At 65.7% G+C, this 14,211-nt stretch carries 15 protein-coding genes; 6 read left to right on the top strand and 9 right to left on the bottom strand.

Annotation, left to right across the window (positions count from 1 at the left end; translation table 11 throughout):
• Positions 1 to 154: 154 nt before the first annotated feature.
• The 3 genes from CXQ89_RS10580 to CXQ89_RS10590 are packed head-to-tail and all read left to right on the top strand — an operon-like array spanning position 155 to position 3,005.
• A complete protein-coding gene (locus tag CXQ89_RS10580) occupies positions 155 to 991 on the top strand; it encodes an aldo/keto reductase (protein WP_104161201.1) in 837 nt (278 codons plus the stop codon).
• The gene (locus CXQ89_RS10585; protein WP_104161202.1) at positions 991 to 1,911 is read left to right on the top strand and encodes an alpha/beta fold hydrolase; all 921 of its coding nucleotides are present in this window, start codon (positions 991 to 993) and stop codon (positions 1,909 to 1,911) included. The genes CXQ89_RS10580 and CXQ89_RS10585 overlap by 1 nt, the downstream gene beginning before the upstream one ends.
• A gap of 2 nt (positions 1,912 to 1,913) precedes the next feature.
• Entirely contained in the window at positions 1,914 to 3,005 is a 1,092-nt protein-coding gene (locus CXQ89_RS10590) for a glycosyltransferase family 1 protein (protein ID WP_104161444.1), read from the top strand.
• Positions 3,006 to 3,035: 30 nt separating this feature from the next.
• Here the strand turns inward: CXQ89_RS10590 and CXQ89_RS10595 are convergent, their stop codons facing one another.
• The 3 genes from CXQ89_RS10595 to CXQ89_RS10605 all read right to left on the bottom strand — a co-directional run bounded on the left by CXQ89_RS10595 (position 3,036) and on the right by CXQ89_RS10605 (position 6,029).
• Positions 3,036 to 4,316 carry a DUF1524 domain-containing protein gene (locus CXQ89_RS10595; RefSeq protein WP_258060032.1) on the bottom strand — a complete coding sequence of 427 codons (1,281 nt, stop codon included), beginning with the start codon at positions 4,314 to 4,316 and terminating at the stop codon, positions 3,036 to 3,038.
• Between the two features lie 187 nt (positions 4,317 to 4,503).
• Positions 4,504 to 5,523 (bottom strand): NADP-dependent oxidoreductase, encoded by a 1,020-nt coding sequence (locus CXQ89_RS10600; protein WP_104161203.1) that lies wholly within the window; start codon positions 5,521 to 5,523, stop codon positions 4,504 to 4,506.
• Positions 5,524 to 5,597: 74 nt separating this feature from the next.
• Positions 5,598 to 6,029, bottom strand: a complete 432-nt coding sequence (locus CXQ89_RS10605) for a MarR family winged helix-turn-helix transcriptional regulator (protein ID WP_104054064.1) — start codon at positions 6,027 to 6,029, stop codon at positions 5,598 to 5,600.
• A 139-nt stretch (positions 6,030 to 6,168) separates the two neighbouring features.
• Between CXQ89_RS10605 and CXQ89_RS10610 the strand changes: the two genes are divergently transcribed.
• The 3 genes from CXQ89_RS10610 (at position 6,169) to CXQ89_RS10620 (ending at position 8,180) form a co-directional block, all read left to right on the top strand.
• Entirely contained in the window at positions 6,169 to 6,930 is a 762-nt protein-coding gene (locus CXQ89_RS10610) for an ABC transporter ATP-binding protein (protein ID WP_104054063.1), read from the top strand.
• Positions 6,927 to 7,661: an ABC transporter permease gene (locus CXQ89_RS10615; RefSeq protein WP_104054062.1), complete on the top strand. Its 735-nt coding sequence runs from the start codon at positions 6,927 to 6,929 to the stop codon at positions 7,659 to 7,661. The genes CXQ89_RS10610 and CXQ89_RS10615 overlap by 4 nt, the downstream gene beginning before the upstream one ends.
• A gap of 153 nt (positions 7,662 to 7,814) precedes the next feature.
• Positions 7,815 to 8,180, top strand: coding sequence for an Hsp20/alpha crystallin family protein (locus CXQ89_RS10620; protein WP_104054061.1), 366 nt, complete (start codon positions 7,815 to 7,817; stop codon positions 8,178 to 8,180).
• Here CXQ89_RS10620 and CXQ89_RS10625 read toward each other — a convergent pair.
• The 6 genes from CXQ89_RS10625 to mihF all read right to left on the bottom strand — a co-directional run bounded on the left by CXQ89_RS10625 (position 8,177) and on the right by mihF (position 14,192).
• Positions 8,177 to 10,285, bottom strand: a complete 2,109-nt coding sequence (locus tag CXQ89_RS10625) for a primosomal protein N' (protein ID WP_104054060.1) — start codon at positions 10,283 to 10,285, stop codon at positions 8,177 to 8,179. The two genes, CXQ89_RS10620 and CXQ89_RS10625, sit on opposite strands and share 4 nt — an antisense overlap.
• Positions 10,286 to 10,293: 8 nt before the next feature.
• Complete coding sequence (metK, locus tag CXQ89_RS10630) at positions 10,294 to 11,520, bottom strand: methionine adenosyltransferase (RefSeq protein ID WP_104054059.1); 1,227 nt, start codon at positions 11,518 to 11,520, stop codon at positions 10,294 to 10,296.
• A 103-nt stretch (positions 11,521 to 11,623) separates the two neighbouring features.
• Positions 11,624 to 12,886 carry a bifunctional phosphopantothenoylcysteine decarboxylase/phosphopantothenate--cysteine ligase CoaBC gene (gene coaBC / locus CXQ89_RS10635; RefSeq protein WP_104161204.1) on the bottom strand — a complete coding sequence of 421 codons (1,263 nt, stop codon included), beginning with the start codon at positions 12,884 to 12,886 and terminating at the stop codon, positions 11,624 to 11,626.
• A gap of 56 nt (positions 12,887 to 12,942) precedes the next feature.
• Complete coding sequence (rpoZ, locus tag CXQ89_RS10640; protein WP_104054057.1) at positions 12,943 to 13,203, bottom strand: DNA-directed RNA polymerase subunit omega; 261 nt, start codon at positions 13,201 to 13,203, stop codon at positions 12,943 to 12,945.
• A 39-nt stretch (positions 13,204 to 13,242) separates the two neighbouring features.
• Positions 13,243 to 13,812, bottom strand: coding sequence for a guanylate kinase (gene gmk / locus CXQ89_RS10645; protein WP_104054056.1), 570 nt, complete (start codon positions 13,810 to 13,812; stop codon positions 13,243 to 13,245).
• Positions 13,813 to 13,874: 62 nt separating this feature from the next.
• The gene (gene mihF, locus CXQ89_RS10650; protein WP_104054055.1) at positions 13,875 to 14,192 is read right to left on the bottom strand and encodes an integration host factor, actinobacterial type; all 318 of its coding nucleotides are present in this window, start codon (positions 14,190 to 14,192) and stop codon (positions 13,875 to 13,877) included.
• Between the last annotated feature and the right edge of the window lie 19 nt (positions 14,193 to 14,211).

The raw sequence follows: 14,211 nt of genomic DNA on the forward strand, positions 1-14,211 counted from the left end.
CATTAGTGCGTTCCAGCGTTTCCCCCAACACCGCATCCACCAGAGAAGGAGGCAGTGCACGGAGACAGAACGTTTCCGTTTGCTCAGACTTACCGGCCAACCGTACTCGGGCTGAATTCACTCGGCAACCGTCATCCTCGGTAGAGTCTTGTGCATGGAACCGGCACCCAAACTCAACCTCAACAACGGCGTCCGCATGGATCAGGTGGGCTTCGGCACCTACAAGGTACCCGCTCCTGACGCGGCGGATCTTGTCACTCTGGCCCTCGGCACCGGATACCGCCACATCGATACGGCGGCGTTGTACGGCAATGAAGAGGGCGTTGGCGAGGCGGTACGGGACTTTATCGCAGACGAGAATGTCAACCGTAATGAGATATTTCTCACGTCAAAAGTCTGGAACACGGACCAGGGTTACGACTCCACCCTGCGTGCCTTCGACGCCACCATGGCACGCCTTGGTCTGGACACCCTCGACCTGTACCTCATCCACTGGCCCTGCCCCGAGCGGGGGTTGTTCATTGACACGTATCGGGCTTTGGAGGAGCTGTACCGCTCCGGCCGGGTTCGCGCCATCGGGGTGTCCAACTTCCAGCCGGACCACCTGCAGCAGCTGATGGACGCCACCGACGTGGTCCCTGCCGTCAACCAAGTGGAACTGCACCCCTGGCTGCAGCAGCGTCCGCTGACCAAGCTGCACCAGGAGCTGGGCATCCGCACCGTTGCCTGGAGCCCGCTGGGCCGCGGTGCCGTCCTCGCGGATCCGGTCATCACCTCCATCGCCGCAGATCTGGGAGTCTCGCCCGCCCGCGTGATCCTGCGCTGGCATATTGAACAAGGGAATATCGCCATTCCCAAGGCCAGTTCCGCCGAGCGCATCGCAGAGAATCTGGACGTCTTTTCGTTCGAATTGACGCCCGAGCAGCAGACTGCCATCACCGGTTTGGACCGGAACCAGCGCTCCGGATCCCATCCGGACAAGGTCAACTAATGCACACAGCACCACGGGACAGGCAGGTGGCAGACATCAGGCTGACGCGCAGCGCGGATGTCCGCACCATTGCGGTGGACGGCACCCTCCAGCGCTGCTGGGACTTTCCGGCAGTCCCCGGCCACCCCTCGGGTTCCCCGATCTTCATGGTCCACGGGTTCCGCGGCGACCATCACGGCCTGCTGCGCGTGGTGGAGGCACTTCCCCAACACCGGATCCTGGTGCCCGATCTGCCGGGCTTCGGATTCGGGCAGCCGCTGCCGGGAACGCACGACGTCGGGGCGTACGCCGGCTTTGTTGCCGCTTTGCTGTCCTCCGAGATGCTAGGCCTCGGCCCGGATACGGTTTTGCTGGGACATTCCTTCGGCTCCATCATCGCGTCCCGGGTGGCCGCGGATCACCCGGAGCTGCTGAGTGAACTGGTCCTGGTCAATCCCATCTGCGAACCGGCACTGGAAGGCCCCAAAGGCATCACCAGCAAAGCCGCCGAACTTTATTATCTGGCCGCTGCCCGCCTGCCCGAGTCTCTGGGCATGGCCCTGCTGCAGCACCCGGCCATTGTCCGGGGCATGAGCATCTTCATGGCCAAAACCCGGGACCCTGCGCTGCGCCGCTGGATCCACGGACAGCACGCCGCCTACTTCAGTGCCTTCGCCAACCGTGACGTGGTCCTGGATGCCTTCCGTGCCTCCATCTCCACGACCGTCCGGGACAGCGCCGAACAGCTGGCCATGCCCGTCCTCCTGATCGCCGCGGAGCGCGATGACCTCGGCTCCGTGGCCGGACAGGAGCGGTTGGCCGTGCTGATTCCCGATGCCGAGCTGCACGTCCTTCCCGGCGTTGGCCACCTGGTCCACTACGAAGCGCCGGCCGAAGCGGCACGGCTGATTTCCGATTTCCTGCTCCGGAGACACGCATGACACTGCGCATAGCCGTGGATGCCCGTTTCACCCGCATCGATCACCATGACGGAATCAGCCGCTACGGCGCTTCCCTGATCGAAGCCGTGTCCCGGCACGCCTCTGTACTGATGCTGATTTCCGACGAACGGCAGCTGGCCCTGCTGCCGGACCTGCCCTGGGTGAAGATCAACAGCCCGCTCTCCCCCGCCGAGCTCCTGGTGGCCCTGCGCGTGAACCGGTACAGCCCCGACGTCGTCGTGTCTCCCATGCAGACCATGGGCAGCTGGGGACGGCAGTATCCGCTGATCCTGACCCTGCATGACCTGATCTACTATTCGAATCCGACGCCGCCCGGTTTCCTGCCGCTGCCGGTGCGGGCACTGTGGCGGCTGTACCACCTCGCGTACTGGCCGCAGCGGCTGCTGCTGAACCGGGCCGACGTCGTCGCCACCATCAGCGAAACCACCCGTGCCCTGATGATGCGCCATCGGCTCACCCGGCGTCCGGTCCGCATTGTCGGCAACGCTCCCCAGCCCGGTGCCCTTGTCCGGGATCCCGCGGAAGCCCCGGCGAAGTGCCTGCTCTACATGGGGTCCTTCATGCCCTACAAGAACGTGGAAACCGTGATCCGCGGCATGGAGCACCTGCCCGGCTACACGCTGCACCTGCTGAGCCGGATCACCCCGGAACGGCGCCGTGAGCTCGAAGCACTCGTGCCGCCGGGGACCGACGTCGTGTTCCACAACGGGGTCAGCGACGAGGAATACGAGGACATGCTGCGCACCTCCACCGCACTGGTGACGCTGTCCCGGGCCGAAGGGTACGGGCTGCCGATGATCGAGGCGATGGCACTGGGAACGCCCGTGGTGGCCAGCGACATCCCGATCTTCCGTGAAGTTTCGGGCGGGGCAGCCCTGCTGGCGGATCCGGACAGCCCCAAGGAGTTTGCGGATGCAGTGCTCACGCTGGCGGATCCGCGGCGCTGGCGGCAGGTCTCGGAGGCCGGACTGCGGCGCGCCGCGGAGTATTCGTGGGACACCTCTGCCGTGCAGCTTGTGGAAGCAGCACAGGAGGCCGTCCGGCAGCATCAAGCAGGCCGTTCAGGCAGGTAGTCCGCTCGGCGGCTTACCTGCCTGAACCGGTCAATACTCGCAGCCGACCCCGTCGCCGTCGCGGTCAAACTTTGGCTGCCACCCCGGGTCGCCTGCCTGAATCGGTGCAGCACCGGCAGCCTTCACGGCATCGCAGTTCTCATAGTGGACATCCTCCGGGGCGGCCGGCACCGGATCTGGTGCGGGGGCTGAATCAGGTGCGGGGGCTTCTGCGGGGACCTGCACTGGCGCGGGAGCAGGTTCCGGTGCGACGATGACACCGCCGTCGGCAGGAACCGGCTGGTCAGGGCACGATGAGGTGAGGATCCCGCGGATCGCATCGGATTCGGCCTGGGTCATCCACAGCCCGTATTTGGCTTTCACTGCAGTCTGAAGGGCCACGTACTCACAACGGAATCCCTTGTTCGGTGGAAGCCACGTTGCAGCGTCACCGTCACCTTTGGCACTGTTGGAGGGGCCGTCCACGGCGAGAAGATTCAGCGGGTCATTGGCGAATGCCTCCCGCTGGTTTTGTGCCATCTGCTGGGCCCCCTTCTGCCAGGCGTCGGAGAGAGCCACCACATGGTCGATCTGGACGGCATTGGAAGTACCTTCCCCGCGCACGAAGCTGATCACCGACCCCGTGAACGGATCCAGCAGGGTGCCGGAGGCGACAACACAGTTGTTCGTCCCCGGCTTGAGGCTCACCGATTCCAGGTCGCGCCGGAGGATATCGTTGCGCTGGTCGCAGCCGTTGCGGTCAACGTCCTTCCACGCGGGCCCAAACAGGTCCCGGTCGTAACCGGTCTTCGGTGCCCGGCCCTTGATCGGGATGGTGTCCAGCTGGGCCAGGGCGGTGCCGGCCGCTGCAGGCGCCGCCGCTTCAGTCTCCGGTTCGGATTCTGGCACGGCCTCAGGGGCTGGTTCAGTTTCAGGAGTCGGTTCAGTTTCAGGAGTCGGCGTCGGTTCAGATGTTCGGGCCGGGGTCGGTGCGGCGGAAGCCGACGGCGATGACACAGGTCCCGGTTCAGAAATCGGCGAAGTCTCCTCCAGCTCTGCGGCGGGAGCAAGGGTGCCGGCCACGATCAGGGTGACGATCGATGCGGCCACCGCGATGGCTCCGCCGCGCCGTCCGGCAGGGATCCGTGCCCAGGACCGCCGGCCGGTGATGAGGACGTACAGGCCGGTGAGCAGGCCGGAGAAGGCCAGCAGTCCCAGTCCGGCGGTGACGCTGAAGAACATTGCGACTATGACCAGGAGACCCAGGATGGAACCGGTAACGATGGTCACTGTGCCGGGCTTCCGGCCTTGGGCGGGTTTGACGTCGGTCATAGGGCTCCTTTCCATAGCTGAATTCCCGCTTTAAAGATTAATCCGAGTCGGCAACCGCCGGGCACGGCCGCCGTCGGTGCAGGGCCCAGGCACCCGCACGTGTCCGGGGCACAGAAAAAGGGAAGGGGCGGAACCCGAAAGTCCCGCCCCTTCCCGCTGGTACCGGGGGTTTGGCTACGGCAGCAGATTAGGCCTGCAGGGTCACGATCATTTTGCCCTTGTTGGCGCCCTTCATCAGGTCAATAAAGGCCTGAGGAGCGTTCTCCAGTCCGTCCACGAAGGTCTCGTCGTAGCTGACCTTGCCGTCGTTGAGCCAACCCGACATCAGTTCGGCAAACTCGTCGGCGTACTGGTTGTAGCTTCCGACGATGAACCCGCGCAGCGTCAGTTCCTTGCCGATGGCCAGGGCGAGGTTGCGCGGGCCGGTGGGAGCGTCTGTGGTGTTGTACTGGGAAATGGCACCGCACATGGCAATCCGGCCGTACTTATTCATCACCGCAATGGCAGCTTCAAGGTGCTCGCCGCCCACGTTGTCGAAGTAGACATCGATGCCGTCTGCGCCGGCTGCCTTTTTCAGTGACTCCTTGACGGGCCCGTCGTGGTAGTTGAAGGCCTCATCGAAACCCAGATCCAGCAGGCGCTGCACCTTTTCGGCTGATCCGGCGCTGCCGATGACCTTCTTGGCGCCCATAGCCTTGGCAATCTGGCCCACCAGGGATCCGACGGCGCCGGCGGCGCCGGAGACGAAGACGACGTCGCCTTCCTTGAACTCTGCAACCTTGGTCAGCCCTGCATATGCCGTCAGGCCGGTCATGCCCAGCACGCCCAGGTAAGCAGACGCGGGGGCCGCCTCTGCGTCGATGACGCGGGCACGCTTGCCGTCCAGGACGGCGTAGTCCCGCCAGCCGAGGCCGTGCAGAACTTTGTCGCCGGGCCGGTGTCCCTCGGAACGGGACTCCACCACCTCGCCAATGGCACCGCCCTCGAGCGGGGCGTCGATCTGGAAGGGAGGCACGTAGGACTTCACATCGTTCATGCGGCCGCGCATGTAGGGATCCACGGACATGTACAGGTTGCGCACCAGGACCTGGCCGTCTTCCAGCTTGGGCACGGGCACCTCGGCGAGCCGGAAATTCTCGTCCGCGGGCCAGCCCTCGGGGCGGGATGCCAGCTGGATTTCGCGACTGGTCTGGGGGTAGTCGGTCATGAAAATGCCTTCCTGTTCGGGACCCGGAGGTCCGTGGGGTATGGGGAAATCTCAGGCTGCAGTGAACCTGTCCGTCAGTGGGCGGCGTCCCGCAGGGCCCGCGTGACTTTGGCAAGCGTTTCCTGCAGTGCCTGCAGCTCTTCCGGTTCCAGTCCCGCGGCTTCAGCCACCCGCTGCGGCAGGTCCAGTGCTTGGGCCTGCAGGGCACGGCCGTTTTCCGTCAGGTGGATGTCGACCCGGCGTTCGTCGGCGGTCGAGCGTTTCCGCACCACCAGCCCGGCGGCTTCCAGCCGTTTGAGCAGGGGTGAGAGCGTGCCGGAATCCAGTTCCAGGGACCGGCCCAGCTCTCTGACACTGCTGCCGTCCTTTTCCCACAGCACCGTCAGCACCAGGTATTGCGGGTAGGTCAGGCCCAGCTGATCCAGCAGCGGCCGGTACACCGCAGTGGCTGCCCGGGATGCCGAGTACAGGGAAAAGCAGACCTGCCGGTGGAGGGAATCACTCATCGGCCCAACCTAGCTCACAACTGAGTTGTGCACAACCGAATGCGGTGCTGTTTTTGGATGGGCTGCTGTTTCCGCCCGGATGTCTGCAGGATGCCCCGGCCCGTTGACTGTATCCGGCGCCGGGGGCAGAGTCGGCCACATGCCGCCTCCACATCCGACAGACCCGCTGCCTCCGCCAGCGGGTGCACCGATCGACAGCCCTGCCATCCGGTCGACCGGACTCCTGGTGAAGCGCGGCGGAACCACAGCACTGAATGGCCTGACCGTGGCGGTTCCCCGGGGGCAGGTCGTAGGGCTTTTAGGGCCCAGCGGCAGTGGCAAAACCACCTTTATGCGGGCTGTGGTGGGCACCCAAAGGATCACAGAAGGCACCGTCCAGGTACTCGGTTCCCCCGCCGGCAGCCCGGACCTGCGACGCAGAGTCGGCTACCTGGCCCAAGGAGCCGGCGTCTACGACGATCTGAGCGTCCTGGAAAACCTGCGCTACTTCGCCCGGATCCTGGGAGCCCCGGCCACTGACCCGGAACGGGTGCTTCAGGAAACCGATCTGGGCGGGCAGGCCGGACAGCTGGCCGGCAGCCTCAGCGGCGGCCAGCACCGCCGGGTCTCGCTGGCCGTTGCCCTGCTGGGCACCCCGGAGCTGCTGATCCTCGACGAACCCACGGTGGGACTGGATCCGGTCCTGCGCCGGGACCTGTGGAACCTCTTCGCCACGCTGGCTTCCCGCGGCGTGAGCCTCCTGGTGAGCAGCCATGTGATGGACGAGGCCAATCGGTGCGGCCGGATCCTCCTGCTGCATGAGGGGCGGCTGCTGGCCGACCTGACGCCGGCGGAGCTATTGGAACGCACCGGCGCCCCGGATGCCGACACAGCCTTCCTCACCCTCTTGGGAGCGACATGAAACCGCCTCTGGCACTGGCCACGGCGGCACGGGTGCTGACGCAGATCCGCCACGACCCACGGACGGTGATCCTGCTGCTGCTGGTGCCGAGCCTGTTGATTGGCCTGCTGGCCTGGATTTTCGAAGACACCGGCGTGTTTGGCGACCTGGGACCGGCACTGCTGGGGCTGTTCCCCTTCATCGTGATGTTCCTGGTCACCAGCATCACGACCCTGCGGGAACGCCGCTCCGGCACCCTGGAACGCCTCATGACGCTGCCGCTGGGGAAGTTCGATTTCATCGCCGGCTACACGCTCGCCTTCGGGCTGCTGGGCATGGTCCAATCCCTGATTGCCTCCGCCTTCGCCGTCTTGGTCTGCGGGCTCGACGTCGAAGGAAGCCTCTGGTTGCTGGTCACGGTGGCGGTGGCCGATGCGGTACTCGGTGCCACCCTGGGCCTGTTCGTCAGCGCCTTCGCCGGTACCGAGTTTCAGGTCATCCAGTTCATGCCCGCCCTGGTGTTTCCCCAGATCCTGCTGGGCGGGATCTTCATCCCCCGGGACCGGATGCCGGCGGTCCTGGAAGCGGTGTCCGACTGGCTTCCGCTGTCGCACGCCGTGGAGGCACTGAACCTTGTCGCCGACGGCAGCGGCTCCACGGCGGAAGTCATCCGTGAAATCGGTATCCTGGCCGCCTTTGCGGTGGTCTTTGTTGTCCTGGGCGCCGTCACCCTGCGCCGCCGCACAGCCTGAGGTGTCAGCACGGGGGAAGGCGCAAAGGGAAGACACCCGGGAAGGCACAGCGCCGATTTTTTTACCCGCCTTCCCCCGCCCTAAACTACTGGTATTCCGGCAGCAGCTGGTGTCAGGCGTGGGCAAAAAGGCACCGTAAGGGAGTTGATAGGCATGGTGGGGCGGGGCGATCCGCTGGGGGAAATGGAAGCGGGAATGGCGGTGGATCTGTACCGCGAAGATGACCACTACATCCTGCACGCCGACCTTCCGGGGCTGGACCCCGGATCGCTGACCCTCGATGTGGATGGACAGCTCCTCACCCTTCGGGGTCACCGCACCCTCGGAGATTTTTCCGGAGCGAAGTGGCTGGTCCGGGACCGCCGCCGCGGTCTGATTGAACGGCACATCCTGCTGGGCGACAACGTCAAGGCTGCAGGCATCAGCGCGCACTACACCTGCGGCGTCCTCAATGTCCTGCTGCCGGTCGATCCGGACCGCCCGCGGCGGAAGATCCCCGTCCGGTACGGCTCCGGTTAGAGGACGTCCGTTCCATCCACCCGCACGTACACGGGGTCGCCGGTCCTCTTCGCTGAGACGGCGGCCTTGGTGGCCCGCAGGGCTGCAGTCACGGACGGGGCAGCGGCATAGGAGAAGAACAGCAGGGTCCGGTAGCGGCCGCCTGAGCCGCCCAGCTGGCCGTCGCGGTGGACCGGAGCCGGTCCCGGCGGGTCCTCCAGCGGCGCCGGCCCCACCACCCGGGTTTCCGCCGGCAGGTCCAGGCGGGGAACAAAAGCCGTGAGCGCCTCACGGGACCCGGTGAGCTCGGCGTACCGCACGGCCGGCGGCAGGCCCAGTTCCCGGCGCAGTTCCAGCTCGCGTTCAGCGGCTCCGGCCGGATCCCAGCGCAGCAGGTGGCCCACGGTGGCGGTGTCATCGGCAGTGACCACCACCAGGCCCTTGTCTCCGGCAGGACGGACCAGTGCTGCGGCGCTGAACCAGCGGCGCAGCGTCTCCTCGCCTGCCCGCAGCGATTCCCGGGACATCATTGCGTTGCCGTCCAGCAGAACGGCGGCCGCATAGCCGCCGGCAGCCACGGGCTCGGCACCCGGCGTCGCCACCACCAGCGCCGGAGCATCGGGCACCTCGGCCCGAACATGGTCCCCCGCGGAGGATATGACTGTCACGGAGGGGAAGGCCCGGCCGAGCTCCTCGGCAGTACGCCCCGCTCCCGCAGCAGAACCGCGCAGCTGGGTTCCCCCGCAGTTGCCGCAGCTCCACACCGGTTCCGGCCGCCCGCACCAGCGGCACGCCGGAATGCCGTTGCGGCTGGCCAGTCCCAACGGACCGGCGCAGGCCCGGCAGCGTGCCGGCTCCCTGCACTCCTGACAGGACAACGCAGGAGAAAAACCACTGCGGGCCACCTGCACCAGCACCGGACCGCGGGTCAGTCCGTCCTGTGCCGCCTTCCATGCCGCGTGGGGAATCCGGGCGCGGGCCGCCAGCGGGTCGCGCTCCATATTGAAGGAATCGGCTGTGCTGACCACGCGTGGTGCCAGCGATCGGACTGTACTGCGTTCGGCAGTGATGCTGGCGGCCCAGCCGCTGGCCACGAGCCGCTGGGCTTCAGTGCTGCGCGAATGCGAGGCCACCAAAAGTGCGGTGTCTTCCTCGGCGGCGCGAAGCAGCAGGACATCACGCACGTGCTGGTACGGTGCACGCTGCTCGGCGTGGAGGTCATCGGCGTCGTCCCAAATCACCGCCAGCCCCAGGTTGCGCACCGGCGCATAAGCAGCGGAACGGGTACCGATCACCACCTGCACGTCTCCATGCAGGACCTTCAAAAAGGAACGGTACCGGGGCGTGGCCCCGTCGTCGGCGGTCAGCCGCACATAGGCGTCCGCACCGATGCGGGCGGCCAGCGCTTTTTCCAGCCGGGCAAGATCCTTGGCATCGGGAACCACGACGACGGCGCCCCGGCCGGACAACAGGGTTGATGACACGGCGGCCGCAATTTCCTCCGGCCAGGCTCCGGGTCCAAACCCGCCCAGGGAGGAGAGCACTGCCCGGGGACTGTGTCCGGCCGCCAGATGCGTCAGGAACCGCGGTCCGTGCGGATAACGCGCCCAGGGATTGGGGCCGGAGCCTTCCGGACCGAAGGCTGCATCCTCATCAGACGCGGCCGCTTCCCGGGCCTGCACAGTGAATTCCTTGTCCACCCGCGCCGCACGCGGCGGGATGGCCACGCGGAGCACGTCATGCACGGTACCGGAGTAGCGGGCCGCCACGGCCTCGGCCAGCCTCAGGATCTGCGGGGCCAGGACCGGCTGCGGCGACACGACTTTCCCCAGCGCAACCAGCCGGGCCGAGGTGTCGGCCTGTGCCGTGCGTTCGGTAATGAAACCGGCCAGTTCCTGACCGCCGAACCGCACCTTGACCCGGGCGCCGGGCACTGCGTCTTTGTCCAGGTCCGCAGGCACCAAATAATCGAACGGGCGGTCCAGGTGCGGCAGCGGCGAGTCCAGCAGGACCCGTGCCACCGGCAGTGCAGGCGCCGCAGGCTGCGTCCCGAGGCTCCGGGCCGGCGACACGAAGCCGTGCAGCAGGGACAACTGGCCGTTGTCGCTGTCCGGTTCCCGGGGCATAGGTCCGCTTAGGCGTTGAAGTAGCTGCGGAGGTCTCCGGCCCGGTCCTTGCGCTCCCAGGTGAATTCGTCGTCTTCACGGCCGAAGTGGCCGTTGGCGGCGGTCTTCTGGTAGATCGGGCGCTTCAGGTCCAGGGCGTTGATGATGCCCAGCGGGCGGAGATCGAACACTTCCTCAATGGCCTGCGCAATGCGCACCGGATCCACAGTTTCGGTGCCGAACGTCTCCACGTAGATGCCCACCGGGTGTGCCATGCCGATGGCGTAGGCAACCTGGATTTCCGCACGGCGGGCCAGTCCAGCGGCAACAACGTTTTTTGCCACCCAGCGCATGGCATAGGCTGCGGAACGGTCAACCTTCGACGGATCCTTGCCGCTGAAGGCACCGCCGCCGTGGCGGGCAAAGCCGCCGTAGGTGTCCACGATGATCTTTCGGCCGGTCAGGCCTGCATCGCCCACCGGGCCGCCGATAACGAAGGTACCGCCCGGGTTGACGATGTGATTGACCCGGGACGTGTCCAGGTCGGTGCCTGCCAGGACGGGCTTGATGACGTGGGTGGCCAGGTCGGCACGCAACTGCTCCAGCTCGACGTCGGCCGCGTGCTGCGAGGAGATCACCACGGAATCCACGGAAACCGGGCGGTCGCCGTCGTAACCGATGGTGACCTGGGTTTTGCCGTCCGGACGAAGGTAACCCAGTGTGCCGTCCTTGCGGACGGCTGTCAGACGCTCGGAGAGCCGGTGTGCCAGCCAGATGGGCGTGGGCATGAGGACTGAGGTTTCATCAGAGGCATAGCCGAACATGATGCCCTGGTCGCCGGCGCCCTGAGCATCCAGGGGATCTCCGGTCCCGGCCCGGTTTTCCACGGAGTTGAAAACCCGGGAAGCAATTTCGGGTGACTGCTGGCCGATGGAGACGGACACGCCGCAGCGGGCGCCGTCAAAGCCGTTGGCCGAAGAGTCGTAGCCGATGCCCAGGATGGTATCCCGCACGAGCTGGGGGATCTCGACGTAGCCTTCGGTGGTGACCTCGCCGGCCACATGGACCAGGCCGGTGGTGACCAGCGTCTCCACCGCCACACGGGATTCGGGGTCCACCTTGAGCAGGCCGTCCAGGATCGCGTCACTGATCTGGTCACAGATTTTGTCCGGATGACCCTCAGTGACGGATTCCGAGGTGAAGAGGCGCAGCCCGTCGCGGGCAGCCGAAAGTGCTGAAGTATCTGGGAAAGTCACGACATTTACTCTACTTGGTCCGGGCCGGGTTGCCGGAATTGGGCTTTGATGGATTGGTGTGACTTATGCCGGCCATGGCCGTTCCCGCCGTCGGGGGCTGAAGTCAGCGGACGGAAAGAGCTGCTTCCAGTTCCTGTTCGATGCGGCCGATAATCCGCTGCGCAACGTCGGTTTTAGTGCCCGTGTAGCTGGGCGGCGGGACGGACTCTGAATCCTGCGGTGAAAGCAAGGTCACTTCCGTGCTGTCCTGGCCGAACACCAGGGAGGTGCCAACCCGGTTGAGTACCAGCAGGTCACAGCCCTTGCGCTTGAGTTTCTGCCGGCCGTAGTCCAAAACGTCAGCGGAGCCGTCACCGGTTTCAGCGGCAAAGCCCACAATGAGGGCCGGCCGGGCCGTTCCCGCGGCGGCTTTACTGCGCTGCTGCACGGCTTCGGCGAGAATATCCGGGTTACGGACCAGGGTGATCACCGGATCAGCGCCGTCGTCGCGCTTTTTGATCTTGGTGTTGGACTGGGTGTCGGGGCGGAAGTCCGCCACCGCCGCAGCCATAATCAGTACGTCCGAGTCCACAGCGGCGGCGTGCACCGCCTCCCGGAGCTCCAGTGCTGTCTCCACGCGGGTGAGCTCTACGCCGTCGGGGGCGGGAACGTCCATGTGGGCGGCAATGAAGCGGACGCGGGCTCCTGCATCGAGGGCCGCACGGGCCAGTGCGGCTCCCTGCTTCCCCGAGGATCGGTTGCCCAGGAACCGGACCGGATCCAGGGGCTCGCGGGTACCGCCGGCGGTGACCGTGACGGTCTTGCCGTGCAGCGGGCCGGGCAGGGCCGCAGGATCCTCCGGCGGGGTTGCCGCAGCAATGGCCGCGGCGAAAATGTCTTCGGGGTCGGGTAGCCGGCCGGCACCGGAATCCGTGCCGGTCAGCCGTCCCACGCCGGGTTCCATAACCAGCACTCCCCTGCTGCGCAGGGTTTGCACGTTGGCGCGGGTCGCCGGGTGGGCCCACATTTCCGTGTGCATGGCAGGAGCAAAAAGAACCGGTCCCCGAGCCATGAGCAACGTGTTGGTGAGCAGGTCATCGGCCTGCCCGGACGCGGCACGGGCCAGCAGGTCCGCGGTGGCGGGAGCCACCACAATGAGGTCCGCCTCATGGCCGAGCCGGACGTGGTTGACCTTCTCCACCTCGTCGAACACCGAACTGGAGACAGTGTTGCCGGACAGCGCTTCCCAAGTGGCCACTCCCACGAACCTCTTGGAGGCTTCAGTGGGAATAACCGAGACGTTGTGTCCGGCCTCAGTGAAAAGACGCAGCAGCGACGCGGACTTGTAGGCGGCGATCCCGCCGCCCACACCCATAACTATGCGCACCGCTGCTGCTCCTGACCCTGACCGCGCGGGTCAGCTGTTGTTATTTGCCGGCGAATCTACTCTGCGGATTCCACGGGGCGGCTGACCAGCATGCCCTCGTTGATTTCACGCAGGGCGATGGAAAGCGGCTTCTCGTTCAGCTTGGTTTCCACGAGCGGGCCGACATACTCGAACAGGCCTTCGTGCAGCTGCGAGTAGTAGGCATTGATCTGGCGGGCGCGCTTGGCGCCGTAGATGACCAGTGCGTACTTCGAGTCGGCTACGTTCAGCAGGTCGTCGATCGGCGGGTTGATGATGCCTTCAGAAGCAGTAGACACAAATTCTCCAAAATTCTTGATACGGGATGTGGCGGTTAGTCAGCTCTGGCGCGGACTGATTCCCATGAGTGATACAAGCTCAGCTGCTGCCCGCTGTACGTCATCATTTACCACGGTGTGATCGAACTCGGGCTCGGCAGCAAGCTCCAGTTTAGCTGTTTCCAGCCGTTGCTGCTGCTCTTCGGGTGTTTCGGTGCCCCGCCCCACCAGCCGTCGGACCATTTCATCCCACGACGGCGGCGCCAGGAACACGAAATTCGCCTCAGGCATTGACGCTTTAACCTGCCGGGCGCCCTGCAAATCAATCTCCAGGAGCACGGACCGGCCCTCGGCCATGGCCGACTCTACCGTGCTGCGCAGCGTGCCGTAACGGTTCCGGCCGTGGACGACGGCCCACTCCAGCATTTCGCCCTTTTCCACCATCGAATCGAACTCGTCGGCGGAGACGAAGAAGTAGTGGACACCGTTTTCTTCTCCCGGGCGCGGGGCGCGCGTGGTGGCGGAAACAGACAGCCACACCTCCGGGTAGTTGTCCCGGATAAACGTGGAGACTGTGCCTTTGCCAACTGCGGTTGGACCTGCAAGAACTGTCAGCCGCGGTTGCGACACTGAGGACCTTCTTTACTCTCGATGTGATTCGGCCCCGACGGTGCGGCCGCAGCGGGAGCGGCCTAGTCGGTTGCCAAAAGTTCTATCAGCGCCTTGCGCTGGTGGACGCCCAGACCGCGTACTCTCCGGGTCGGGGCAATACCCACGGTAGTCATTATTCCAGCTGCGCGGCGCTCTCCAACGCCAGGCAGTGCCCGGAGCAGATCCACGACCTTCAGCCGGCCCACGGCTTCCTCCGAGGAGCGGGACAAAATGACCTCTTCCACGGACATTTCACCGGTCTTGATCTTGGCTTTGATGTCGGCCCGGACGGACCTGGCGGCTGTCGCCTTCTCCCTGGCCCTGGTGCGTTCATCGTCTGTCAGTGGCTTGAGGTTCAAAAGACCCTCCCGGGCAAGG

This window comes from Arthrobacter sp. ZGTC212, from assembly GCF_002929255.1.
Lineage (GTDB): Bacteria > Actinomycetota > Actinomycetes > Actinomycetales > Micrococcaceae > Arthrobacter_B > Arthrobacter_B sunyaminii.